This window comes from Halobaculum sp. CBA1158, from assembly GCF_021431925.1.
In the GTDB taxonomy this organism is placed as follows: domain Archaea; phylum Halobacteriota; class Halobacteria; order Halobacteriales; family Haloferacaceae; genus Halobaculum.
Genome location: NZ_CP090371.1, coordinates 1,678,793 through 1,702,928, shown reverse-complemented (window position 1 = coordinate 1,702,928; position 24,136 = coordinate 1,678,793). Strand labels below are relative to the sequence as shown.

General features: G+C 69.2%; 22 protein-coding genes and 1 tRNA gene. 8 read left to right on the top strand and 15 right to left on the bottom strand.

Annotated elements, in window-relative coordinates; translation table 11 throughout:
• The first annotated feature begins 288 nt into the window (after window positions 1-288).
• Window positions 289-483 (top strand): cold-shock protein, encoded by a 195-nt coding sequence (locus Hbl1158_RS08930; RefSeq protein ID WP_234296756.1) that lies wholly within the window; start codon window positions 289-291, stop codon window positions 481-483.
• Window positions 484-488: 5 nt separating this feature from the next.
• Here the strand turns inward: Hbl1158_RS08930 and Hbl1158_RS08925 are convergent, their stop codons facing one another.
• Entirely contained in the window at window positions 489-905 is a 417-nt protein-coding gene (locus Hbl1158_RS08925) for a hypothetical protein (protein WP_321169936.1), read from the bottom strand.
• Window positions 906-1,145: 240 nt separating this feature from the next.
• Here Hbl1158_RS08925 and Hbl1158_RS08920 point away from each other — a divergent pair, with 240 nt between their 5' ends.
• On the top strand, window positions 1,146-1,781 hold the full coding sequence (locus tag Hbl1158_RS08920; RefSeq protein ID WP_234296747.1) for a hypothetical protein: 636 nt from the start codon (window positions 1,146-1,148) through the stop codon (window positions 1,779-1,781).
• A gap of 89 nt (window positions 1,782-1,870) precedes the next feature.
• Here the strand turns inward: Hbl1158_RS08920 and thrS are convergent, their stop codons facing one another.
• On the bottom strand, window positions 1,871-3,805 hold the full coding sequence (thrS, locus tag Hbl1158_RS08915; RefSeq protein WP_234296745.1) for a threonine--tRNA ligase: 1,935 nt from the start codon (window positions 3,803-3,805) through the stop codon (window positions 1,871-1,873).
• 131 nt (window positions 3,806-3,936) lie between these two features.
• Between thrS and Hbl1158_RS08910 the strand changes: the two genes are divergently transcribed.
• A complete protein-coding gene (locus Hbl1158_RS08910; protein ID WP_234296736.1) occupies window positions 3,937-5,202 on the top strand; it encodes a M20 family metallo-hydrolase in 1,266 nt (421 codons plus the stop codon).
• Between the two features lie 29 nt (window positions 5,203-5,231).
• On the opposite strand, the gene Hbl1158_RS08905 is transcribed toward Hbl1158_RS08910, so the two are convergent.
• The 7 genes from Hbl1158_RS08905 to Hbl1158_RS08875 form a co-directional block, all read right to left on the bottom strand.
• Window positions 5,232-6,071, bottom strand: a complete 840-nt coding sequence (locus tag Hbl1158_RS08905; RefSeq protein WP_234296734.1) for a ZIP family metal transporter — start codon at window positions 6,069-6,071, stop codon at window positions 5,232-5,234.
• A 93-nt stretch (window positions 6,072-6,164) separates the two neighbouring features.
• Entirely contained in the window at window positions 6,165-7,361 is a 1,197-nt protein-coding gene (locus Hbl1158_RS08900; RefSeq protein ID WP_234296732.1) for a mechanosensitive ion channel family protein, read from the bottom strand.
• A 69-nt stretch (window positions 7,362-7,430) separates the two neighbouring features.
• Complete coding sequence (locus tag Hbl1158_RS08895; RefSeq protein ID WP_234296723.1) at window positions 7,431-9,191, bottom strand: tRNA uridine(34) 5-carboxymethylaminomethyl modification radical SAM/GNAT enzyme Elp3; 1,761 nt, start codon at window positions 9,189-9,191, stop codon at window positions 7,431-7,433.
• A gap of 185 nt (window positions 9,192-9,376) precedes the next feature.
• Window positions 9,377-11,557, bottom strand: coding sequence for an OB-fold nucleic acid binding domain-containing protein (locus Hbl1158_RS08890; protein ID WP_234296715.1), 2,181 nt, complete (start codon window positions 11,555-11,557; stop codon window positions 9,377-9,379).
• 141 nt (window positions 11,558-11,698) lie between these two features.
• On the bottom strand, window positions 11,699-12,301 hold the full coding sequence (locus tag Hbl1158_RS08885) for a YIP1 family protein (RefSeq protein ID WP_234296705.1): 603 nt from the start codon (window positions 12,299-12,301) through the stop codon (window positions 11,699-11,701).
• A 102-nt stretch (window positions 12,302-12,403) separates the two neighbouring features.
• The gene (locus Hbl1158_RS08880; RefSeq protein WP_234296703.1) at window positions 12,404-12,991 is read right to left on the bottom strand and encodes a thymidine kinase; all 588 of its coding nucleotides are present in this window, start codon (window positions 12,989-12,991) and stop codon (window positions 12,404-12,406) included.
• 239 nt (window positions 12,992-13,230) lie between these two features.
• Window positions 13,231-13,315: transfer RNA gene (locus Hbl1158_RS08875), tRNA-Leu, on the bottom strand.
• 206 nt (window positions 13,316-13,521) lie between these two features.
• Between Hbl1158_RS08875 and Hbl1158_RS08870 the strand changes: the two genes are divergently transcribed.
• Complete coding sequence (locus tag Hbl1158_RS08870) at window positions 13,522-14,115, top strand: DUF420 domain-containing protein (RefSeq protein ID WP_234296701.1); 594 nt, start codon at window positions 13,522-13,524, stop codon at window positions 14,113-14,115.
• Window positions 14,116-14,300: 185 nt separating this feature from the next.
• Here the strand turns inward: Hbl1158_RS08870 and purF are convergent, their stop codons facing one another.
• The 3 genes from purF to Hbl1158_RS08855 all read right to left on the bottom strand — a co-directional run bounded on the left by purF (window position 14,301) and on the right by Hbl1158_RS08855 (window position 16,452).
• Entirely contained in the window at window positions 14,301-15,839 is a 1,539-nt protein-coding gene (gene purF / locus Hbl1158_RS08865; RefSeq protein WP_234296699.1) for an amidophosphoribosyltransferase, read from the bottom strand.
• Between the two features lie 224 nt (window positions 15,840-16,063).
• Window positions 16,064-16,240: a 50S ribosomal protein L37e gene (locus tag Hbl1158_RS08860; protein ID WP_234296697.1), complete on the bottom strand. Its 177-nt coding sequence runs from the start codon at window positions 16,238-16,240 to the stop codon at window positions 16,064-16,066.
• Window positions 16,237-16,452 (bottom strand): LSM domain-containing protein, encoded by a 216-nt coding sequence (locus Hbl1158_RS08855; protein WP_234296688.1) that lies wholly within the window; start codon window positions 16,450-16,452, stop codon window positions 16,237-16,239. Before Hbl1158_RS08855 ends, Hbl1158_RS08860 begins: the two co-directional genes overlap by 4 nt.
• Before the next feature lie 345 nt (window positions 16,453-16,797).
• Here Hbl1158_RS08855 and Hbl1158_RS08850 point away from each other — a divergent pair, with 345 nt between their 5' ends.
• From Hbl1158_RS08850 to Hbl1158_RS08840, 3 genes are all read left to right on the top strand, one after another.
• Window positions 16,798-18,150, top strand: a complete 1,353-nt coding sequence (locus tag Hbl1158_RS08850) for a ribonuclease J (protein ID WP_234296686.1) — start codon at window positions 16,798-16,800, stop codon at window positions 18,148-18,150.
• A gap of 2 nt (window positions 18,151-18,152) precedes the next feature.
• Entirely contained in the window at window positions 18,153-19,202 is a 1,050-nt protein-coding gene (locus Hbl1158_RS08845) for a polyprenyl synthetase family protein (RefSeq protein ID WP_234296684.1), read from the top strand.
• Between the two features lie 108 nt (window positions 19,203-19,310).
• A complete protein-coding gene (locus Hbl1158_RS08840; protein WP_234296682.1) occupies window positions 19,311-20,222 on the top strand; it encodes a DMT family transporter in 912 nt (303 codons plus the stop codon).
• Between the two features lie 46 nt (window positions 20,223-20,268).
• Here the strand turns inward: Hbl1158_RS08840 and bcp are convergent, their stop codons facing one another.
• From bcp to priS, 3 genes are all read right to left on the bottom strand, one after another.
• The gene (gene bcp / locus Hbl1158_RS08835) at window positions 20,269-20,742 is read right to left on the bottom strand and encodes a thioredoxin-dependent thiol peroxidase (RefSeq protein WP_234296681.1); all 474 of its coding nucleotides are present in this window, start codon (window positions 20,740-20,742) and stop codon (window positions 20,269-20,271) included.
• Between the two features lie 66 nt (window positions 20,743-20,808).
• Window positions 20,809-21,903 (bottom strand): hypothetical protein, encoded by a 1,095-nt coding sequence (locus Hbl1158_RS08830; protein ID WP_234296679.1) that lies wholly within the window; start codon window positions 21,901-21,903, stop codon window positions 20,809-20,811.
• 6 nt (window positions 21,904-21,909) lie between these two features.
• Entirely contained in the window at window positions 21,910-23,076 is a 1,167-nt protein-coding gene (gene priS / locus Hbl1158_RS08825; RefSeq protein ID WP_234296677.1) for a DNA primase small subunit PriS, read from the bottom strand.
• A gap of 134 nt (window positions 23,077-23,210) precedes the next feature.
• On the opposite strand from priS, the gene Hbl1158_RS08820 reads away from it, so the two are divergent.
• A complete protein-coding gene (locus Hbl1158_RS08820; protein WP_234296668.1) occupies window positions 23,211-24,065 on the top strand; it encodes a translation initiation factor eIF-2B in 855 nt (284 codons plus the stop codon).
• Window positions 24,066-24,136 lie beyond the last annotated feature (71 nt).

Here is a 24,136-nt window from a genome sequence, read left to right as displayed (position 1 = left end):
GAAGGCGAACGACACCGCAGAGATCTGCCGGACGTGAAGGGGATATCGGACTCGCGGGCCGTGAATCCGAACCGTCGGCGTCGCATCACTCGACGACCACGACGCGGTTCTTCGGGACCTGTACGACCGGGCGGCATACGACGAGGAACGTTCCTCGGAACGATTGCGGCCGAACCGGCGGTCGAAATCGCCAGTAGCGCCGGTAGGACGTCCGTCACGTCGGCGTGCCACCGACACCCACAGATATTTATACTGATGTCGCGTTAGCGGATATCGAGGTATTCGCGAATGGCGACAGGCACGGTTGCATTCTTCAACGACACGGGCGGTTACGGATTCATCGAGAGCGAAGACGCGGACGAGGACGTCTTCTTCCACATGGAGGACGTCGGCGGTCCGGATCTCGAGGAGGGACAGGAGGTCGAGTTCGACATCGAGGAGGCCGAGAAGGGCCCACGGGCGACGAACCTCCAGCGCCTGTAACGGCGCTATCCGAGGTATCGCACCCGGACCGAGATCGGTCCGTCGGAGCCACACAGCTCGACCTGTTCTTGGAGCGACTCACGCGCTGCAGAGCGCCAGCGCTCGGCACCGTCGCCGGGAAATCGCGGGAACTCTTCGGGAAGAAACGCCCGCGGCTCGACGTGGATCGGCCGTCGGTCGCCGTCGTACTTGCCCTCGCCGCCGGCGACGTGGAGGCGCGCGCGCATTCGACCGGAGAACGGCGGAGTCACACGGAGCACGGCGTCGCGACGGCCACGGTCGCGCGCCTCGAGGGCGGCGATCACGTCGTCAGTCGTGACTGCAAGCGTTCGGATCGCCGTCGCTCCGGGGTCGTCGGCGTCGTCGCCAGCGTCGCCGTCGTCGACCCGATCGGAGCCCTCCGGGTCGCCGGAGTCGGACACGCGTCGGTCAGGCCCGCGAGCGCGTGACCTGTTCGAGCGGGCCCGCACAGTCGGGGCACGTCGCCCGGTAGGAGAGGACGCTGACGCTCGTCTCGCACTCGCGACAGACGAATGACCGTCCGACCATCGACCGACAGTTCGGGTGCGACCGTGTTAAACGTTACCGTGGAACTTCCCCCGTCCCGTGTTCAGACCGGGTCGCCCCAAGACACTTACCGCGTTCGCGAGCACGACCGGTCGATGTCCCCGAACGCCACAGCGACCCTCCGGGCCGTCGCCGTCGCGGTCGTCCTCCTGTCGGCCGGCTGTCTCGGTACGCCGGGCGTCGACACGCCCGACGCGGGACCGGCGACGACCGAATCGCCGGCGACGGTGACACCGACCGAATCGCCGGCGACGCCGACCGAGCCGACGACCGCCCCGACGACCACCGTGGGCACGATCCCGGACGACTGCACGCCCGCGCGCCCCGAGGGCGTGGATCCGGTCCGCGACGACGTGTCGCCCGTGGCGTACCCCGACGCACCCGCGGAGCTGACGGCCGAGGCGGCCGGAGAGTGGGCGGAGACCTTCGAGGAGGCGTACCTCCGGAACGATAACCTCGCCCGCGACACCGTCTCCTTCGGCGCGAGCGCGGGGGTGGAGAACGTCACCCGCGTCGACGGCGGGTACGTCGTGCGCGTTCGGGCGAGTTGGTACAGCAACACCGGCGACGTGAGGACCGGCACGGCCTCGCCGACGGTCGTTCACGCCGACAGCCCGGTGTACCTCTCGACGTACCTCGTCACCGACGCGGGTGCACGGCGCGCGTCGACGACCGGCGGCGCGAACGACCACCCGAACGTCCGCGACGGGACGGTCGTCGCCTGTTTCTGACCGACGACGCCCGCCGGCGGGGATCGACCGCGTCGGCGACGGCTCCCGCGTCGGCGACACCCGATGGTCGGCCGTCGCCCGCGGCGTCGCTACGCGTCGTGGTCGGTGACGAAGTCGGGCGTCACCGTCCGCTCGTCGACCTCGCCGCGGAGGTGCTCGACGAACGCGCTCGGGTCGACGTCGTTGCGCTCGTTCTCGAAGCGGTCGCGCACGGAGACGGTCCCGGCCTCCTCCTCGTCGCCGCCGACGACGACCATGTAGGGGACCCGGTCGTCGTGGGCCGCGCGGATCTTCCGGCCGACGGTCATGTCTCGGTCCTCGACTTCGACGCGGAACTCCGAGAGTTCGTTCTTCACCCGATGGGCGTACCCGAGGTTGTCGTCGGAGATGGGCAAGATTCGGACCTGTTCGGGGGCGAGCCAGAACGGGAAATCGCCACCGAAGTGCTCGATCAGCACCATGAAGAAGCGCTCGAAGCTGCCGTACAGCGCTCGGTGGATCATCACCGGTCTGTGCTCCTCGTTGTCCTCGCCCGTGTACGTCAGGTCGAAGCGCTCGGGCATGTTGAAGTCGAGTTGGACCGTCGGGCCGTCCCACGAGCGCCCGAGGGCGTCCTCGAAGGAGAAGTCGATCTTCGGGCCGTAGAACGCGCCGTCGCCGGGCTCGATCCCCCAGTCCAGCGCCGAGGACTCCAGCACGGACTCCAGTTGGGACTCGGCCTGCTCCCAGACCTCGTCGCCGCCGACGGACTTCTCCGGGCGCGTCGCTAAGTCGACGGACACGTCGAGGTCGAACGTGTCGAGCACCCGCTCGATGCCGTCCATCACCTGTCGGACCTCCGCTTCGATCTGGTCGGGGCGGACGAACAGGTGGCCGTCGTCGATGGTGAACGCCCACACCCGCGAGAGGCCGGACAGCTCGCCGCGCTGCTCCTTGCGGTACACCTTCCCGTGTTCCGCGTACCGGACCGGGAGGTCCCGGTAGGACCACGAGCCCTGATCGAAGATTGTGGCGTGGCCGGGACAGTTCATCGGCTTCAGGCCGTATTCCTCGTCGTTCACGTCGAAGAGGAACATGTCGTCCTGGTAGTTGTCGTAGTGGCCCGACTCCTCCCACAGCTCCGTCCGGAACACGTGCGGGGTCTCGACCTCGCCGTAGCCCGCCTCGTCGTTCAGCTCGTTCACGTACGCCTCGAGCTCCGAGAGCACGGTCTTGCCCGGCGGATGATACAGCGGGAGGCCCGGCCCCGTGATCGTCGGGATGGAAAAGAGGTTCATCTCCCGAGCGATCTTCCGGTGGTCGCGCTCTTTGGCCTCCTCGCGTCGCTCCAGGAACTCCTCCAGGTCCGACTCGGACTCGAAGGCCGTCCCGTACACCCGCGTCAGCTGCTCGTTCTCCTCGTCGCCGCGCCAGTAGGCCGAGGAGATGTTCAACAGCTCGAACGCGCCGATCTCCCCCGTGGACTCGACGTGGGGACCCTTACACAGGTCGCGCCAGTCGTCCTGCTCGTACACGGAGACGGGGTCCTCGCCGGCGGCCTCCTCGTCGAGGATCTCGGCTTTGTACTCGTTGTCGGAGTACTCGGCGTGCGCCTCCTCGCGTGGGAGTTCGACCCGGTGGATGTCGTAGTCGGCGTCGACGATGTCGGCCATCTCCGATTCGATCGCCGGGAAGTCGTCTTCGTCGATGTCGACGTTCGCCACGTCGTAGTAGAACCCCTCCTCGGTCGGCGGACCGATCGCGAGCTTCGCCTCGGGGTAGAGCCGCTGAAGCGCCTGCGCGAACACGTGCGCCGCCGAGTGGCGGAGCACCCGGAGGTACTCGTCGCTTTGGTCGGTGACGATCTCGATCCGCGCGCCGTCGTGCACGGGAGCGGCCTTGTCGACGAGTTCGCCGTCGACGACGCCGGCGACGGTGTCGCTCCCGAGTCCCGGCCCGATCTCGTACGCCACGTCCTCGACGGATGCACCCTCCGGGACGGACAGCTCCGACCCGTCCGGCAGGGTGACGACGATGTCGCTCATACGCGTTCGGTGCCGGGGGGCGCGAATAAGTCTTGTCGAACCGTGCGAGAGCGTCGCGGGCGGGGGTCCGGAACCGGCCTCGCGTAGCCGCTTCGGAAAGACCCAACACCGCCGGCGACGAACCCGGAAGCATGGATCTCACCGTCGACGCCGACAGGCTCCGCGACGACATCGAGGCGACGGCCGCGTTCGGGGACATCGACGCCGTCGAAGGCCGCGGCCGGACGGTCCTCGCGGGCACCGAGGCGAACCGTCGCGCCCGCGGGTATCTCCTCGACCGCATGGACGACGCGGGTCTCGACGTGACCGTGGACGCCGTCGGCAACGTCGCCGGAACGTGGACGCCGGACTCCGCGGACCCCGACGCCGCGGCCGTCGCCGCCGGCAGCCACCTCGACTCCGTACCGGAGGGAGGCATCTTCGACGGTCCCCTCGGCGTCTACTCGGCGCTGGAGGCCGTCCGGACGATGCAGGAGGCCGGCGTCTCCCCCGACCGCCCAGTCGTCGTCGTCTCCTTCACCGAGGAGGAGGGGCAGCGCTTCGCCGACGGCCTGCTCGGCTCCTCGGTCGCCGTGGGCGATCGAACCGTCGAGGAGGCGCTCGCGCTGACCGACGACGAGGGCGTCGCACTCGACGCCGCCTTAGAGGACATCGGCTTCCGCGGCGAGGGTCGACTCGACGCCGGCGAGTGGGACGCCTTCTACGAGCTCCACGTCGAGCAGGACACGACGCTGGAGGAGGCGGGCGTCCCGGTCGGCGTCGTCACGACGATCACGGGGATCACCCATCTCGACGTGGAGATCCGCGGCGAGGCGAACCACGCGGGCGCGACCCACATGCGCGACCGGACGGACGCGCTCGCGGCCGCGGCCGAAGTCGTCCTCGACGTGGAGACGGCCGCGAACGAGGTCGTCGACGCGAGCAGCGACTCCGCCGTGGGCACCGTCGGCTCCCTCGACGTCTCGCCGAACGCGACGAACGTGGTGCCGGGGCGGGTCGACGCCGGAATCGACATCCGCGACATCGAGTACGAGTCGATGGAGACGGTCGTCGACGCCGTCCGCGACACGCTCGGACGCATCGAGGACGAGCGCGGCGTCGCCACCGAGTTCGCCCGGCCGTTCGATCTCGAGCCGACGCCGATGGCCGAGCGACTCCGCGAGGCCGCCCATCGCGCCGGCGACGACGCCGGGATCGAGACGCTGGACCTGCACTCCGGCGCGGCCCACGACACGATGCACGTCGCCGACGTGACGGACGCGAGCCTCCTCTTTGCCCCCTCGCGTGACGGCATCAGCCACAACCCCCGCGAGTGGACCGACTGGGACGACTGCGCGGCCGCGACCCGGGTGCTGGCGGGCGCGTTCGCCGACGCGGCTGGCGTCGAGGAAACGTAGCGGGGCGTCGCCGAAGCGTAGCGGTCGCCTCACGCCGCGAGCGCGACGTCCAGGTACAGCATCACCACGACGCCGACCATCGTCCCCAGCGTCGCCACCCGCTCGTGACCCCGCGAGTGCGTCTCCGGGAGGATCTCGTCGGAGATGACGAACAGCATACCGCCGGCGGCGAAGCCCATCGCGTACGGGAGGATCGGTGCCGCGACCGCGACGGCGAGCGCGCCGAGCACGGTCAGGGGGATCTCGACGAGTCCCGAGCGGATCCCGGTGAGCACGGCGTGCGTCCGGCGGTCGAAGCCGGCGTTGACCGCGGCGACCGACACAGCCAGCCCCTCCGGGACGTTCTGGAGACCGATCGCGAGCATGAGCGAGAGCCCGTTTGCGACCTCGCCGGAGCCGAAGCCGACGCCGACGGCCAACCCCTCGGGCATGTTGTGGATCGTGATGGCGACGATGAAGAGGATTACCGGGGCGACCGTCGCGCTGGCGACCGTCTGATCTGACCGCTCTCGGCCCGTGACGAGGACGTGCACGTGCGGCACCCAGTGGTCGGCCTGATCGAGCACGAGGACGCCGAGAACGATCCCGACGAGGACGGGGACCGGCGAGAGCAGGCCGGTCGCCGGCACGCCGGGAACGATCACTTCCGTCAGGTCGATGCCGGGGACGATGAGCGACGTGAACGACGCCGCGAGCATGACGCCCGCGGCGAAGCCCAGCGCCCCGTCGAGCAGTCGCTCGCTGGGATCGCGAACGAAAAGCACCAACAGCGCCCCGACCATGTTGATCCCCGCGATGACGCACCCGGCGACGAGCGCCTGCACGACGGGATCCGTCCCGACCAGATCGACGAACGCTCCCTCGAACACGGGTACACCACCGCGAGAGGGGTACAAAAGTATGGGTCACCCGACCACGGGGGCGCGACGGCGTCCCCGGAACCGCGGCCGTCCGCGGTGCCGTCAGTCGTCGGTCGTCGACGGTGGGGGCGAAGCAAGCGGGTCGCCGTCGCCATCGGCGACCCGGAGTCCGCCGGTCTCCTCGCGGCCGGTGACCTCCCGCTGCGGGTAGGGGATCTTGATCCCCGCGTCGTCGAGTGCGGCCTTCACCTCGCGGACGACCGCGGCCGTCGCCAGCGCGCGCTTGGGCGCGCTCGGGGTGTCGATCCAGACGCGACACTCAAGCACGACCGCCGAGTCGCCGAGCGCCTTCGGGACGACCTGCGGCAGGGGGTTGTCCTCGACGTGGCTCACGTCCTCGAGCGCGTCGCTGACGACCGACTCCGCGGTCTCCAGGTCGGCGTCGTAGTCGACCCCCACGTCGACGGAGAGCCTGAGTTGGCCCATCCGGGTGCGGTTGGAGACGGTCGCGTTGGCGACGCGGTCGTTGGGGATGACGACGACTTCGCCGTTGGCAGAGCGCATCCGGGTGTTGATCACGGTGATGTCCGTGACGATCCCCTCCTCGCCGTCGATCTCGACCCAGTCACCCAGCTCGAACGGCCGCGAGAACATGAGGACGAACCCGGCGATGAGCGAGCCGATGGTCGAGCGGGCGGCCGTGCCGATGACGATACCGAGAAATCCCGCGCCGATGAGCAGTCCGCTGAGGTCGATACCCCAGACGCTGAGACTCCCGACGACGGCGGCCCCGAGCACGCTCATCTGGAGGACGCGAAAGACGATCCCCTTCTGATGTTGGTTGATGTTGTCGGACTCCCGCGCGTACGCCTCCAGGCGACGCTCCAGCACGTCGATACCGACGAGCGCGGCCGCGACGACCGCGACGGTGACGAGCAGCCGAACGAGCCCCGGCACGGTCGCGGCCATCGCGTCGAGGACGCCCAGCGCCACGCCGACGTACCCCCACACGACGAGCGTGGCGAGTCCGCACCCGAGCACGACCGCGAACTGGACCGTCCTGACGACCGCCGTGATCGGAAAGCCCCAGTCGAACGTCGACGCCTCCACGGGCACGTGTTCGTGCCCGAGGACGCGATCTCGGACGATCCGGTGAGTCGTCCGGACCGCTCGCGGCGTCAAAACGAGTGCTGTGACCGTCGCCGCGGTGACCAGGACGACCGTCGCGGAGACCCGCGCCTCCGTGGTGACGAACCCCTCCAGCGTCTCCCGGAGGGCGGCGAGGAAGCTCACCTGCATACCTCTGGGAACCGACGGCCGCATTAAACTCCGGCGGTGGGAGCGCCGGAGATCGGTCCCGACGACCGGCTACAGCCGTCGGCTCACGTACGGACCGTCCTGGTGATAGCCGAGCTTGTCGCGGTAGTAGCCGCGAACGCCGATCCCCGAGATGACCGAGAGCTTCGAGAAGCCCGCGTCGGCCGCGAGGTCTTCGGCCTTCCGCAGCAGTCGTCGACCGTAGCCACGGTGCTGCCAGTCGCCGCTCTCGCGTTCGGCTCCCGCGTCGCCGTCCGCGCCGTCGAACGTCGCCGGCGACCCGTACACGTGTAACTCGCGAACGAGCGCGGCGTCAGCCAGCTCCCGACGGACGGCGTCGCCGTCGGCGACGGGGCCGGCACCCGGCGCGGCGTGCGAGTAGGAGGGAAACCGCAGCCGACAGAAACCGACCAGGAGGTCCTGTTTCGAGTCTTCAAAGGAGATGAAGTGTTCGAGGCCGCCGCCGGACTCGTAGGTCGTCACGTCCAACTCCACGTCCTCGGGGCGCGGGTCGGCGTCGTTGTGCCCGACCTCGCGGGCGCGGATGTCCCGTAACTCGTGGCCCTTCTCCGCGGCGCGCTCCTCCGCCAACTGCCTGAGGTTCGACTTCCAGACGCCGGCGTCGATGAAGTCGGCGGGGATGTCGCGCTGGACGCGCTGGAGCCGGCAGTACTTCGGAATCTGATCCATCGCGTCGGCGACGAGGTCGGCGGCCTCCTCGTTCGAGAGGGGCTCGAACTCGTCGCGCCGCCACGAGTCGTACACGCGGGTCCCGCGGACGACGAGCGTCGGATAGATCTTCAGGTAGTCGGGCCGCCAGTCGGGGTTCTCGAACAGTTGGCGGAAGTCCTCGCGGCACATCTCCCTCGTCATCCCCGGCTGTCCCGGCATCATGTGAAAGCCCACCTTGAACGCGGCGTCGCGCAGCCGACGGTTCGCGTCGATCGACGCCTGGTTGCCGTGGCCGCGGTGCATCTCGCGGTTCACGCGCTCGTAGGTGGTCTGAACGCCCACCTCGACCTTCGTCCCCCCGAGCTTCAACATCCGGTCGATCTGCTCGGGGTCGCACCAGTCGGGCTTGGTCTCGAAGGTGATCCCGACGCATCGCACGTCCGCCTCTTCGTTCCGGCTCTTCACGTCCTCCAGGTACTCGAAGTCGTACGCCTCCGGCTCTTGTGCGAAGCTGCGTCCCTCGGCGGGGTTCGGCCGTGCCTCGGTGTCGTACTCGTTCATCGCCTGCAGCGCCCGCTTGACGAACCACTCCTGGTAGTCGTGCGAGCGCGCCGTCATCGTCCCGCCCATGAGGATGAGTTCGGCCTTGTCGACCGGGTGGCCGATGTGGCGCAGCTGTTCCAGCCGGAGGGTGACCTGTCCGTACGGGTCGTAGTCGTTCTGTTGGCCGCGGGCGGCGGCGGGCTCGTGGCCGGTGTAGCTCTGGGAGGAGTCGAACTCCGAGGCGGGACCGCCGGGGCAGTAGAGGCACTTCCCGTGCGGACAGGTGTGGGGCGAGGTCATGATCGCGACCGGCGAGACGCCCGAGGCTGTGCGAACGGGCTTTCGACGGACGACTTCGCGGACCGCCTCGCGGCGGCCCTCGGGGGCACGCTGGAGGAGGTCGGTGTTCTGCGGAACCTTCGGGGAGGAGAACTCCGAACAGGCGTCCAGCTTGGCGGACTCGAGGTCGTCGCGGTCGATTTCCCCCTCGAGGATCCGCTCGACGATCCGGGCGCAGGCGCGCTCGAACGCCTCGGGCTCGTCGGACTTCTCGGCGTACGCCGACAGCTCGGGGTCCGGCTCCGCGGTGCCGCTCATTGCGTGTGAGTGGTCCCGTTCGGAGGGTAAGGGTTTCGTTCGTGAGGATCGGATCGATCCGACCGTCTGCGTCCAGCGGACACGGAGATCCGCCTGCACGTGCCACCGCGTGAGCGTTCGGGTGAACCGACCGGTCGGTCACCGGTGAAGACGAGCCCCGAGAGAACCGCCAGTCCGCGTCGCGCTCAGTCGTTCAGCTGTCCGGCGACCGCGTCGACGACGGCGTCGGTGACCTCGTCGCGGCGGCCGGCCAGGTACTCGATGCGGCCCTGGCGGACGCCGACGGCGGTGACGCCCGCGTCGGGCACCGACATGGCGGCGTCGCCGGCGGCCGAGCGCACGTCCACGTCGCCGTCGGCGCGGACGTACAGCTCGTCGGTGCCGTACACGACTGTCGCGTCGCGCTCGCCCCGGCGCTGGAGTTCGTCAGCCAGGAGCGTCGTCGACGGGAAGTCGAAGCGATGGCTGTACGCGTCGGCGTCCAGCGTGGCGAACGTGCGGCCGTCGACCTCGCGCTCGGCGATGTTGGCCTCGGCGGTGTCGAGTTCCGTCTCCAGCTTCTCGCGGAACTGCCCGGCGATGTGGTCCGCCAGGTCCGCGCCCTCCTCGCCGAAGAGGATGTCCGTGATGAGCTCGCGCTTGTCCTGATAGCTCTGGTAGTACGCCTCGAGCGCCACGGCCTCGCGAAGCGCCGCGACCCGATCGGCGTCGAAGCCGGCGTCGGACGCGAGGTCGGTGTACGCCTCGGGCGCGCCCTCCCAATAGGAGACGGCGGGGAGGTGCGACAGGTCCTCGGCGACCTCGTCGTTGACCGTCGCCGCGAGCACGGACGCCAGCGCACCCGTGGTCAGGTCCCCGGCGTCGGCCCCGGCGAGTCCGGGGTTGACGAGCGTCGCGACGGCGTCGGCGATCTCCGGGTCCGCGGTCGCGGCGTCGACGACGACGCGCTGGGCGTCGTACACGCCCAGCAGGTCCAGGCCGTCCTCGGACTCGACGGTCGAGCCGGTGCCGACCAGAAGCACCAGCGGGATCTTCTCGTCGTGGCGGTCGCGGTCCTGGAGCATCCGGGTGGCGTCCTTCGTCGCCGCGTCCATGTCGTACACCGGCTCGTCGAGCGGTCGCCGGGTGAAGTAGTGGTACTCGGCGTCGCTTTTCGCGTGCTCCTCGCGCACGAGCGGGAGCACGGCGCGCTCGACGGCCGCGCCGGCGACGTAGCCGTCGGCGGTCGCGGCGTGGCGAACGACGATGGGACGCGACTCGATGACCGCCCGGCGGATCGTCTCGGCGGCGTCGAGCAGGTCGTCCTCGGCGGCGGCGACCGCGTCGTGGCCGCCCAGCGTCGCCACCTCGTCGGGTCGCGCCTCGTCCGTCACGGCCTCTGCGAGGCGGCGCTGGACCGCCTCAGCTTCGTTTCCCTCTAACGACGCGAGCGCCTCCGTCTCCACCTGGATCTCGTTGCGTCGGACCTCGACTTCGCCCTCCAGACGAACGATGTCGCCCGACTCGATGTCGGGGTACGCGCGAACGCCGGCCTTCACGAACGCCGCGCAGTCGACGACGCCCGTCTCGTCGCGCAGTTCGAACACGGTCGGACCGCCGGTCTGTCGCGCGCTCACGACCTCGCCCTCGATGCGGACCGTCTCGCCGACGCGGTTCGACAGCGAGCCGATATCGACCCGCTCGTACTCGCCGTCCGGGGTCGCCTGGTTTCGCTCGCGAACGGCGTCGATGTCGTCGCCGTCGTCGCTGTCGTCCGTCGCAGTCGACGCCGACGCCGACGACGTTCCGGCGCTCCGGTCCGTCGCGGCCTCGGAACTTCCTGAGCCGCCCGAGTCGCTCGAGTCGGTCGAATTTGCTGATCCGTCGTCCGCGGTTTCATCGCCTCCGCTCTCGCCGTCGCTTTCGTCGTCGTCGCCCTCCCCGGGCGTGTCGGGAGTCGGCCGGTGGGTCACGCCCGACCCGCCGTCGCCGTCGTCGCCGTCGTCGGCGTCGCGCTCGCGCTCGTCGGTCCCGTCCTGGACGAGCGCGCCGCGGAACTCCCGCTCGGACTGTCGGATCGACCACGCGAGGTCCACGTCGCCGTTGTCGCGAACGTTCTTCACCTGGACGAACACCTCGTCTCCGGGCTCCCAGTCGAGCGATTCGATCCGGCGGTCCAACTCCGACCGGTGAAGCAGCCCGGTGACGTTCGACGACAGGTCGATGAACACGCCGAAGTCGGCGTAGCCGTCGACGACGCCGGTGTAGAATCGGTTCTGAACGAGTTGGTTCGGGTCGTTTCCGCGGAACTCGAAGACGACGTCCTCCTGGTGGGACCTGCAGATACGTCCGTCCACGGACGTACCGCAGATGATACACTTACCCATTTGTGTGAATCGAATGCCCCCTGCCTAAAACGGTTGTCGAAACGTCGACGCCCGGCCCGCCCAGCGCGTGACCGTCGACCACCGTCGACGCGAGCCGTGTTTCCGTCGACGCGAGCCGCGTCGCCGCCGCGATCGGCCGGTTCAGATGATGTACCACCGGACGAGCAACTGCACGGCGGCGTCGAAGCCGCGGAAGCCCACACCGAACACCAGCGCCGCCGGGAGCGTCGTCGCCGCCACCGCGCGTCCGGTCGTCGTGTCGTGCACCTCACGGACGCCGAGCGCGAGCAGACCGGCCCCGTAGAGCGCACACGCCGCCCGAAGCTCCGGGATCGGTGGTCCGGCCAGCGCGCACGGCGCGCTCGCGTACGCGAGGACCTGTACGGTCTCGCTCACGCCCGCCCGCTCGCGCACGAACGCCATCAGCAACACCGTCTGAAACGCCGCTGTCAGGTGGAGCGCGGCCGGCGCGAGAAACACGGCGACGAACAGCAGCGACACGAGCGCCGAGACGGCCGATCCGCCGAACGCCCCGGGAATCGTCGTCGGGTCGAAGAGGAACCTGACGCTCGCGAACGCGACGGCGACGCAGACGGCGAACACCAGTCCTGGAGCCTGGTCGCCGGGGGCGACGCCGCTCCGGAAGAAGCGCGTCGGTCGCGTCAGCACCTCCGCCCACGCGCGGGCGACGGCGGTCGGCCCGCGTGCGCGTCCTCCCTCGGGATTGTCGACCCACGTCGTCACGGCCGGACTTTCGACGGAGCAGACATGACGGTTCCGATGGCGGAGCGGCGTGGGCGTCGGGACGACGGCCACTCCGGGTCTCCCCTCGCCTCCGACCGATACTCACTCGCGCCTGACGACGTGGCAGTCGCGACACCGCGCCTGGTAGCTCTCCTCTGCGCCGACGAGTATCGTGGGGTCGTTCTCGTGTGCGGGCTCGCCTTCGATGAGCCGCTGGTTGCGCGTCGCCGGCTCGCCGCACTCCGCGCAGATCGCCTGGAGCTTGTCGACGTACTCGGCGACGGCCATCAGCGCCGGCAGGGGATGAAACGGCTCGCCGCGGTACGTCTGGTCGGTGCCCGAGACGATGACGCGTCGGTCGTCCTCCGCGAGCGCCTGACACACGTCGACGAGCGCGTCCGAGAAGAAGTTCGCCTCGTCGATCGCGACGACCATCTCGCCGTTCAGGTGATCCAGGAGGTCCCACGACCCGTCGCCCTCGCTGTCGACGACGTGGGCCTCCCACGAGCGGCCGTTGTGCGTCCCGATGGTCGCGTCCCCGTAGCGATCGTCGAGTTCGGGCGTGAAGACGGCGATCTCCTGGCCGGCTATCTCCGCGCGCCTGAGTCGACGGAGGAGTTCCTCGGTCTTCCCCGAGAACATCGACCCCGAGATGACCTCGATCCACCCGGAGCCGGTGATGGCGTGCATACCTGACTCGGGCGAGTGCTCCGCTCAAAACCGTTGTCCTCTCGGTCGACTGGCGGCGCGACGGACCGTCAGCTGTGCGGTGTAGCGGTCGGAAGGATTGTGCGTGGGTGCTGTCTGTAGGGCACCCCGAAGGGCGCACAGCACCCGCATCGCGGTGGATGCGTGGGACCGGATTTGAACCGCGGTCGCGCGTTCCGCGCTCCCTGGCTCAAATCCGCTCGTGTACGCATCGCGGTGGATGCGTGGGACCGGATTTGAACCGGCGGACCTCTACAGGACAGCGCCCTCAACGCTGCGCCGTTGGCCTGGCTTGGCTACCCACGCACCACGCGTCAGTACGCAATCCGTTGTATCCCGGTTACGGATAAAGGGCTTTCCATTCGGTGGAGCCTCCGGGTCCCGATCCCACGCCGTTCCGGGTGCGGTGGTCCGATCGAACAGACGATCCAAGCGAGCGGGCACGTGGAATCCGCTCGAACGTCGGATCCGATCGGACAACGGCTTTGGGGCTCGCCCCCGTTCACTCGACAATGAGCGCGGACACCTCGACTCCGCTTTCCCGGTTCCGCGGGTTCGCTCGCGAGCACAGCATCGGCGTCGCCAGCGTGGTTTCGGTCGTCGCGCTCGGCCTCGTCTTCGCGGTCGTCGGCGGGGCTGTGCCGTCGACGGTGCTCCCGCGAGCGCCGCCGACGGTGATCGCGGCGATCCCGACGCTCAACGCGGTCGTCTCCCTCGCCGCGATCGTCACGATCGTCGCCGGCGTTCGCGCCGCTCGCGCGGGCGAGTACGACCGCCACCGTCGGTTGATGCTCGCGTCGACGGCGCTGTTCACGGCGTTTCTCGTCATGTACCTGTACCGAATCGCGGTCGTCGGCACCACCGACTTCGCGGGGCCGGCGACCGTCGAGCGGTTCGTCTATCTCCCGCTCCTGGCGGTGCACATCCTCCTCGCGATCGTCTGCGTACCGCTGGTCGTGTACGTTCTCACGCTCGCGGGGACCCGTCCGCTCGGGGACGTGTTCGACACCGTCCACGCCCGGGTCGGTCGCGTCGCCGCGTCGCTGTGGGTCGTCTCGTTCGTCCTCGGCGTCGTCGTGTACGTGCTGTTGTACCTCGTGTACTGACGACGCCGTCGGGCGTCGCGAACGTCGCGAAGGTTCATATCGGAGAGCGGCACCAGTCTGCCCGATGCGGTGATCGATGCCGCGGGCCGAGACGCGAGTGCGCGACACGCCGGTCCGCGGGACGTACGGGTGTCGCCTGTCAGCCATTCCGTCCCGACAGCGGCGCGTGTCTCGGCTATCTCGCGTCAGTCGTCCGCCGGCGACGGCTCACCGACGGTCGGTCGCGACACGTCGCGGTCGGTGGCCTCGCCGTCGATGTCGTAGGGGTACTCGCCGGTGACGCAGCCCAGACACAGGTCGGCCGTCGACGAGGCGAGCGCGTCGGCGACGGCGTCCACCGACAGGTACGAAAGCGAGTCTGCGCCCACGGCCTCGCACACCTCCTCGACCGACTGACCGGCGGCGATGAGCTCCTCGCGCGTCGCCATGTCGATGCCCATGTAGCAGGGGGCGACGATCGCCGGTGCGCCGATCCGCACGTGGACCTCGTCGGCTCCGGCGTCCCGAAGTAGCTCGACGAGCTGCGTCGACGTCGTCCCTCGCACGATCGAATCGTCGATGAGAGTGACGCTCTTTCCCTCGACCGTCGACCGGATCGGGTTCAGCTTGAGTCGCACCGCCCGCTCGCGTTCGTCCTGTGAGGGCATGATGAACGTCCGGCCGACGTAGCGGTTCTTCATGAGCCCCTCCGCGAACTCCACGCCGGCGTCGTCCTCGTCTGCGGCGTCGGCGTATCCGGATGCGAACGCCCGTCCCGAGTCGGGGACGGGCATCACCACGTCGGAGTCGACGCCCGATTCCTCCCACAGCGCGCGTCCGAGGCGTCGACGGGCGTCGTAGACGAGCGTGTCGTCGATCACGGAGTCGGGTCGCGCGAAGTAGACGTGCTCGAAGAAACAGTTGGCCGTGGTCTCCTCCTCGAACAGTCGATAGGAGTCGAAGCCGCTCCCGTCCGCCTCCAGAACGACCAGTTCGCCCGGCTTCACGTCGCGGACGAGGTCGCCGTCGAGCGTGTCGATCGCCGCCGATTCGGAGGCGAGCACGTAGCCGTCCTCCAGTTCGCCGATGCACAGCGGTCGGTTCCCGCGAGGGTCGCGCACGCCCATCACCGTGTCGTCGTGCATCACCGTCAACGAGTACGACCCGTGGATGCGGTCCATCGTTCGCTTGACCGCGCGAATGAGATCCGACTCGAGGAGGTTACGCGCGAGGTCGTGAGCGATGACTTCCGTGTCGCCTTGCGAGGTGAACGCGTGGCCCGACGCCGCGAGTTCGTCGCGGATGTCGTCGGCGTTGACGAGGTTGCCGTTGTGCGCGAGGCCGAGCGCACCGGACTTGAACGAGACCGAGAACGGCTGTGCACAGCGGGCGTTGACGCCGCCGGCCGTCGGATACCGGACGTGGCCGATCCCCGCTGAGCCGGCGAGACTGTCGAGGTCGTCTCCGTCGAACGCGTCGCCGACCAGCCCCATCTCCACGTGGCTGTGCTGTTGAAAGCCGTCGTGGGTTGCGATCCCGGCCGAGTCCTGACCCCTGTGCTGGAGCGCGTACAGCGAGTAGTACAGCGGCCGGGCGACCGCCCGGTCGGCCAGCGAGATACCGACGACGCCGCACTTCTCGGTCGGTCCATCGACCGGAGCCGGCTCGTGCGAGCCGTCGCCGAGCGGTTCCGTGAGCGAGGTGACCGGTGCCGCCGCCCCGTCTCCGGGGTCGCCGTGTGGCATGGCCGCTACTGCGTTCCCGCTCCACAAAAACCCTCGTTATCGTGCGTAGGTGTCCTGAAGATCCGACGATCCTATACACGAATATGTATTACCCAGCGCGGTGCCGTGCGGACCGCCAGCGATCGGACGTGTTCGCCGAGCGCGTCGCCGAGCCGCGCCGAACCGAATTCGGGATCGGCGAACCGGTCGCTACGTAAAGAGGAGATCGCGACAGGAGAGGGAGATCAGTTGTCGCCCGCCTTCGACTGCCACGCGTAGTCGCGACGCTTGGCCGACTTGCCGAAGCCACACGACGAGCACTTCTCTTTTTTGACGTGGTAGGACTTCTCACCGCAGCGTCGACACTTGACGTGCGTCGTCTTGTTCTTCTTCCCTTGAGACGGCGTACCGGCTCCAGTCATACGTTGATGGAAACGACGTTGTCGCCACGGATAATCGTTGTGTCTTCGATCTCGTCGTCGGCCGAACCCTCTAGATCGGTGGGATCCAGGACGACGTTCATGTGCTGGTCGTAGCCTGCGAGCACGCCGAAGTGGGCGGTACCGTCCTTGAGCTGCACGGTGACCGGCGTGTCGAGAGCCTCCTCGAGTACGTCGAGCGGGCGGCCTGTCATGCTCGCCACGTCGGCCGATTCGGGTTTAAGCGTACCGGACGCTCGCCGCGAACGGGGAAAGACACGCGGTGAGTCGTGCGATCCCGGGAGGTGCGACGCGCTCGATTCGAGGTCGACCGTCTGGCGGAAGCGACACGAATCCGAGCAGTTTTAACAGCGGGGCTGTACGATACGAGTACCAGAGCCCGCGGGTAAGTACGGGGACCATCCCCGTATAGCGGGATTGCGGACCGACGCGCTGTAAGACGCCGGGGTCCACAGCGACCCGTGCCGGGGCTTTCCGTACGAGCATCGGCCGCGCGCGACGCGCGGGATTCACGCTCGCAACGCAGACAACGAAACACAATGGAAGTAGAAATCGCGACGATCGGCGGTTACGAGGAAGTCGGCCGCCAGATGACGGCAGTCCGTGCGGGAGACGACATCGTGGTGTTCGACATGGGCCTCAACCTCTCGCAGGTCCTGATCCACGACAACGTCGAGACGGAGAAGATGCACAGCCTCGACCTCATCGACATGGGGGCGATTCCGGACGACCGAATCATGAGCGACCTCGAGGGAGACGTGCAGGCCATCGTGCCGACGCACGGCCACCTCGACCACATCGGAGCCATCTCTAAGCTGGCTCACCGCTACGACGCGCCGATCGTCTCCGCGCCGTTCACGATCGAACTGGTCAAACAGGAGGTCAAAAGCGAGAACAAGTTCAACGTCGACAACGACCTCGTCAAGATGGAGGCGGGCGAGACGATGTCTATCGGCGACTCGGGCAACGTGGAACTGGAGTTCGTCCACGTCACCCACTCCATCATCGACGCGATCAACCCGGTCGTCCACACGCCGGAAGGCGCGGTCGTCTACGGCCTCGACAAGCGGATGGACCACTCGCCGGTCCTCGAGGACCCCATCGACATGGAGCGGTTCCGCGAGATCGGCCGCGAGGGTAACGGCGTCCTCTGTTACATCGAGGACTGCACGAACGCCGGCCGGAAGGGTCGGACGCCCTCCGAGTCGCACGCGCGAAACCACGTGAAAGACACGCTCATGAGCATGGAGGACTACGACGGCGGCATCGTCGCCACGACGTTCTCCTCGCACGTCTCTCGCGTCTCCTCGCTCGTCGAGTTCGCACAGGAGATCGGCCGCGAGCCGGTGCTTCTCGGCCGTTCGATGGAGAAGTACAGCGGCACCGCCGAGCGACTGGACTTCGTCGACTACCCGGACGACCTCGGGATGTACGGTCACCGGAAGTCGGTCGACCGGACGTTCAAGCGGATCATGCAGGAGGGCAAGGAGAACTACCTCCCCATCGTCACGGGTCACCAGGGCGAGCCGCGCGCGATGCTCACCCGCATGGGTCGCGGCGAGACCCCGTACGATCTGGACGAGGGCGACAAGGTCGTCTTCTCGGCGCGGGTCATCCCGGAGCCGACGAACGAGGGGCAGCGCTACCAGTCCGAGCGCCTCCTCAAGATGCAGGGCGCGCGCCTCTACGACGACATCCACGTCTCGGGCCACCTCCGCGAGGAGGGACACTACGAGATGCTCGACGCGCTCGAGCCCCAGCACGTCATCCCGGCTCACCAGGACATGAAGGGCTTCTCGCCGTACGTCGACCTCGCGAGCCGAAAGGGGTACAAGCTGGGGCGTGACCTCCACGTCACGCAGAACGGGAACATGATCCAGCTGACCGAGTGACGATGACACAGGACGCGACGGCCGAACGGGTGCTCGCGGCGGTTCGCCAGCGCCGCGACCGCGTCAACGACGCCATCGACGAGGACCTCCCGATGGCCGAGCCCGAGCGGCTGTACGAGGCCAGCCGGTACATCCTGGAGGCGGGCGGCAAGCGCCTCCGGCCGACGGCGGCGCTCCTCGTCGCCGAGGCGCTCGCCGGCGTCGACGCCGACGACGCGACCGACTACCGGTCGTTCCCGGCGCTCGACGGCGAGCCGTTCGACCTCATGCGCACGGCTGTCAGCGTCGAGGTCATCCAGTCGTTCACGCTCATCCACGACGACATCATGGACGACGACGACCTCCGGCGGGGCGAGCCGGCGGTCCATCGCGCGTACGACACGGAGACGGCGATCCTCGCCGGCGACACGCTGTACGCGAAGGCGTTCGAGCTGCTCTCGGACACCGGCGCGGCCCCGGAGAACACCGTCGAGGCGGTCAACCGTCTCGCGTCGGCGTGCACCCGGATCTGTGAGGGGCAGTCGCTCGACGTGGAGTTCGAGACCCGCGACGACGTGACGCCCGAGGAGTACCTGGAGATGGTCGAGCTGAAGACCGCCGTGTTGTACGGCGCGTCGGCGGCCATCCCGGCTGTGCTCATGGGCGCGGACGAAGAGACCGTGCAGGCGCTGTACCAGTACGGTGTCGACTCCGGACGCGCGTTCCAGATCCAAGACGACGTGCTCGACCTGACGGTCCCCTCGGAGAAGCTGGGCAAACAGCGCGGCTCCGACCTCGTCGAGGGGAAAGAGACGCTCATCACGCTTCACGCCCGCCAGCAGGGCGTCGACGTGGACGGGCTCGTGAGCGCGGAGACGCCCGCCGAGGTGAGCGAGGCCGCCGTCGACGACGCCGTCGCCGTCCTCGAGGACGCCGGCTCGATCGACCACGCCCGCGAGATGGCCGAGGACCTGACCGAACGCTCGAAGGAGCGCCTCGACGTGCTCCCCGAGGGGCCGGCCCGCGACCTGCTCGCCGACCTGGCCGACTACCTCATCACCCGCGGCTACTGACCGTTCCGACCCGAGTCGTCGCTGCGGGCCATCGCGGGAGCCGGCCGGCCCGGCCGGAACGGAAACGCGGAAGTCGTCGGGGGTTCCCGATCAGACCGTGAGTCGCCCGTGAGCTCCGCCCGCAACGCGACGCTGTTTCTCGCCCTCGGCGTCTGCTGGGGCGGGAGCTTCCCGGCCATCGAGGTCGGGCTGACCGAGCTTCGACCGCTGCTGTTGGGCGCGTACCGCTTCGACCTCGGCGCGGCCGTCGCGCTCGCGTACGTGTTCGCCCGCAGCGACGACCCGGTCCCCAGTTCGCGAACCGACCTCTGGGCGGTCCTCGTCGCGGGGCTGCTGTTCGTCGTCGCCAACATCGCCTTCCTCGCGTACGGCCAGCGCTACACCACCGGCGGCATCGCCTCGATCGTCTACAGCCTCAACCCCATCTTGACGACGTTCTTCACGGTCTGGCTGCTCGGCGAGGGGAGCCTCGACGCCCGCGGCTACGCCGGCGTCGTCCTCGGCGTCCTCGGCGTCGCGCTCGTGGCCCAGCCGTCGCCGTCGGACCTGGCCGGCGACACGACGGTCGGCGTCGCGCTGGTGTTCGTCGCCGCCGTCGCCGTCTCCTTCGGCAGCGTCGCCACCCGGTGGCTCGACCCCGACTCGGAGGCGCTCCCGCGGACGGCGTGGGGAATGGCGCTGGGTGCCGTGATCCTCCACGGACTCAGCGTCGCCATCGGCGAACCGCAGCCGTCGCCGGCCGCGCTGTCGCCGGCGGTAATCGCATCGCTCGCCTTTCTCGGTGTCTTCGCTTCCGCGGTCGGTTACGCCATCTACTTCGGCCTGCTCGACCTGCTCGGTCCGTTCGAGATCAACCTCGTGAGCTACGTCGTGCCCGTCGTCGCGACTGTGTCGGGCGCGGTTCTGCTCTCGGAGCCGGTGACGCCGCTCACCGTGGTCGGGTTCGCGGTCGTCGTCGTCGGGTTCGTCCTTGTGAAGCGCGAGGCGGTTCGCCGGGCGCTGCGCGGCCACACCTGGTGAGTCGACCTCGCCGAACGACCGACGGCGCGCTCCGGACCGCTCGCGGCTACGACTCGCCGCGGAGTTCGTCGACGTCCGCGAGCAGTTCCTCGGCGTGGTCCTCGGGGGAAACGCCCTCGTACGCGCGCTCGATGGTCCCGTCGGGACCGACGAGGTACGTGTTTCGGAACACGCCGTCGACGACGTTGCCGAAGACGTTCTTCTCGCCGTAGGAGTCGTACGCCGCGGCGACGGAGCCGTCCTCGTCCGACAGCAGGCTGAACGGGAGGTCGTGCTTGCGGGCGAAGTCGGTGAGGTCGTCGACGGGGTCGTCGCTGATGCCGACGATCGCCGTGTCGCGCGCCTCGAACTCCTCGTGAGCGTCGCGGAAGCCGCAGGCCTCCGTCGTACAGCCGGGGGTGTCCGCACGCGGGTAGAAGTACAGGACGACGCGCCGCCCCTCGAACTCCGACAGGGAGACCTCGCGGCCGACGTGGTCGGGAAGCGAGAACTCGGGTGCCTCGGTACCTGGGTCGAGCACGAACGGACGTGGGGCGGGGGTCGGAAAAGCGGTGTCGGTGTCGCTCGCGAGTCCGGCCGCGGACGACTACTCGATCGGCTCGGCGGCGTCGCGCTCGACGAGCGGACCGGCGTTCTCCGCCGGGAGCGTCACCACGTCCTCTGCCGCGAGGTCGTACTCCCGGTCGTCGACGCCGAGGATCTCGCCAACGTCGCGGGTGACCCGGACCGTTCGCCGCTCGCTGTCCGCGTCCGCGACGCCGTCGCCCCCGCCGTCGCCGAGGGTGTCGCTCTCGCGGGTCGTGTCGCGCCCACCGCCGGAGTCGCCGGATGCGTCGGGCGTCGCGGACGCGGTCTCGGCTCGGGATGTCGCGGACGCGGCCCCGGATCCGGATGTCGCGGACGCAGCCTCTGGTCCGGACGTCGCGTCTGTCGCCCCCGCGTCGCCGGCGCGGTCGGGCTCCGAACCCGGAACGAACTCTTCCGATTCCTCCGCGTAGGCGTCGGCCGGGGTCGCGGACGACTCGGTCGCGGCGTCGCCGTCGTCGTCCGCGCCGGCGTCGGCGTCGCTCGCGCCCCCCATCGCGTCGGCGAGAACGCCGCCGTCGTCGTTCGTTCCAACGCCGGGACCGTCTGCCCCCGGAGCCGCGGACCCGGCGTCGGACGCCGACCCGGGCTCGGAGTCGGGGACGGCCGCCGGCGTCGCCTCGGCGGTCGCGGTCGCCTCCCGCGTTGACGACGCCTCGGCGTCGCCCGTCACGGCGTCGTCGCCCGTCACGTCGACGTCCACCGCCGACCCGCCCTCGAGCACGTCGAGGACGCGGTCTTTGTTCTGCTCGATGCGGACGACGAGGTCCTCGAACAGCTCCGCCTCCTGGATCGTCATTCCCTCGGAGTCTGTGGGCGCGCCGGCGGCCGCGAACGACGCGAGCTTCACGACCTTTCCGACGCGGCGCTCGTACAGGGACTCGACGACCTCCTCTGCGGTCTCGATCTCGTCGGAGAGCTTGCGGACCTGCTCGTCGGCGAACGGCTTGTCGACGCTTGCGGCGCGCTCGTCGCGCCGGCGCTTCCGCTCGTCGAGGTACGCCGCCACGTCCTCGTAGAAGGAGTCGCGCAGGTGCTGGAGGCTGTCCTTTCTGCGCTCCTTCGACTGTACCGAGCGTAGTTCGTCCAGATCCATTCGTTCCTACTCCCTCGCCTTCTTCGCTCGCCCGCGTGCCATGAGGAACACGCCGACGTACTCGGGAACTGAGATGATACCCTCCTCCACCTTATCTCTGTCGTCGCCCACGTCGACGCGACCCGGATCGGTCACGTCGACGAGGATGTCGCGGCCGCGGAATCGCTCGGGGATCGCGTCCGTCAGCGGATCGAACGCGTCGATGTCTCCGCGATCGAGGGGTTCGACGAGCAGGCCGCTCCCGCCGTGGATGCTGCCCGGGAGACGGATGAGCCGCCGGAGGTCGGTGGTGACCGGCTCGTCGATCGGGGCGGTCTGCTCGGCGGTGACGCGCTCGGCGATCGCCCGAACCAGCGTGGACGCGCCCGGCCCGAGTTCGACGTTGCCGGCCTTCACGCCCTCGGGGTTGCGATCGAGCACGCCGTGGATCGTCCGTGCGGTCTTCTCGCCGACGCCGTCCAGTTCCTGCAGCTCCGCCAGCGCGTCGGACTCCTCCATCGCGAGGAGCTCCTCGGCGTACGCGACGAGCGCCTCGTGGACGCGTCGCCCCCACCCGCCCTCCGTGCGAAGTGTCTTCTGGAGGGTACCGCGCTCGTTCGGCCGCTTCTCGATGAGGCCGTCGTAGTTGAGGTCGACCGCGCGGACGTAATCGACGACCTCCCGACGCGCCGTGGAATCGAGCCCTGCGACCGCGTCGTCGCGGACGTGGACGTGGTAGCCGCGGCCGCCCGAGAAGACGACCTGCAGCTCCTCGGAGTCGAACCCGAAGTCCGTCTCCAGAACGTCGAGCAGCGCGAGGAGTTCCTCCTTGCAGGCGGCGAGCATCTCCCCGTAGCTCGTCGCCTCCGGGTCGACGCCGGGGAGGTGGTCGGCGTCGAGGTCGAACACGAGGTCGGCCGACCGCCAGCCCTTGTCGCTCATGCTCCCGTTGGCGGGGTCGTCGTAGCGCGCGGCCGAGAAGTACGCGTGACGCGGCGTCTCGCGCGCGAGGAACTCGGCGACCTCGCCGATGTCGAGCAGCGACTGGTGGCGGACCATCGTGGTGCCGTCGCCCGCGGTGAAGGGGATGTGTCCCCACTCGCGCTCGTTGGCCTCGGGCGGCGGGGAGACGGACGCGCTCCGGTAGTAGTCGCCGAAGCGGCCCTTCAGGTACTCGCGCGTGCGACGGTTCATCTGACGACGACTTGATAGTGGCGACTGCGGTATGAGTGTTGCCGTCTGGGTCGGCCGCCTCGCCGGCGAGCGCGCAGCCGAGCGTCACGCCGGGTCCCGGAACACCTAACCCCGAAAGCCCCGACTCGCGACCCATGATAGACGAGACGGTCGCCGAGATACGAGAGATGCAGACGCACTCCTCGTCGGTCGTCGCGGTGAAGGCCGCCCGCGCGCTGCGGGACCTGCTCGGCCGCGAGTACGCCACCCTGGACGAGTTCGAGCGCGACCTCGACCACAACGCCGGCGCGCTCCGTCGGGCCAACCCCTCTCACGCCAGCCTCCACCGGACGATGCGCGCGATCACCGACGCCGTCCTCGATGACGCCGAAAGCGTCGCGGACGCGAAGGGCCTGCTCGATGCGGCCGTCGAGCGAGAGGTCGAGCGCGTCGAGACGGGCAAGCGGGAGGCGGCCGAGAACGCCGCCCGAACCTTCAGCGACGGCGAGACGTTCCTCACGCACGACTACTCCTCGACCGTGCTGGAGGCGGTGGAGTCGGCCGCCGCGGGCGGCGCGCACCTGACCGCGTACGTCACCGAGGCGCGCCCGCGCTATCTCGGACGCAAGACGGCCCGGACGCTCGCGGCGCTGGACCGGGTCGACCCGCACCTCGCGGTCGACGCCGCCGCCGGACACCTCCTCCGGGAGGTCGACCCCGACCGCGTCGTCGTCGGCATGGACTGCATCGTCGGCGACACGCTGTACAACCGCATCGGCACCTTCCCGATCGCGGCCGCCGCGACGGAGGTGGGCGTCCCGGTCGTCGTCGTCGGATCGGGGACGAAAGTGATCGAGGAGGGATTCCGCTTCGAGAACGAGTTCCGGCCGCCCAGCGAGGTGATGCTCGAACCGGCCGACGGGATCGCGATCGAGAACCCCGCCTACGACGCTACGCCGATATCGCTCGTCGACCAGGTGATCACCGACGAGGGGATCGGCGATCCCTGACCCCCCGGGAACGACCGGCCGCCGCTCCCCCCGACGGACACAAAACGATTACACCCGGGGCCGCGTAGCCA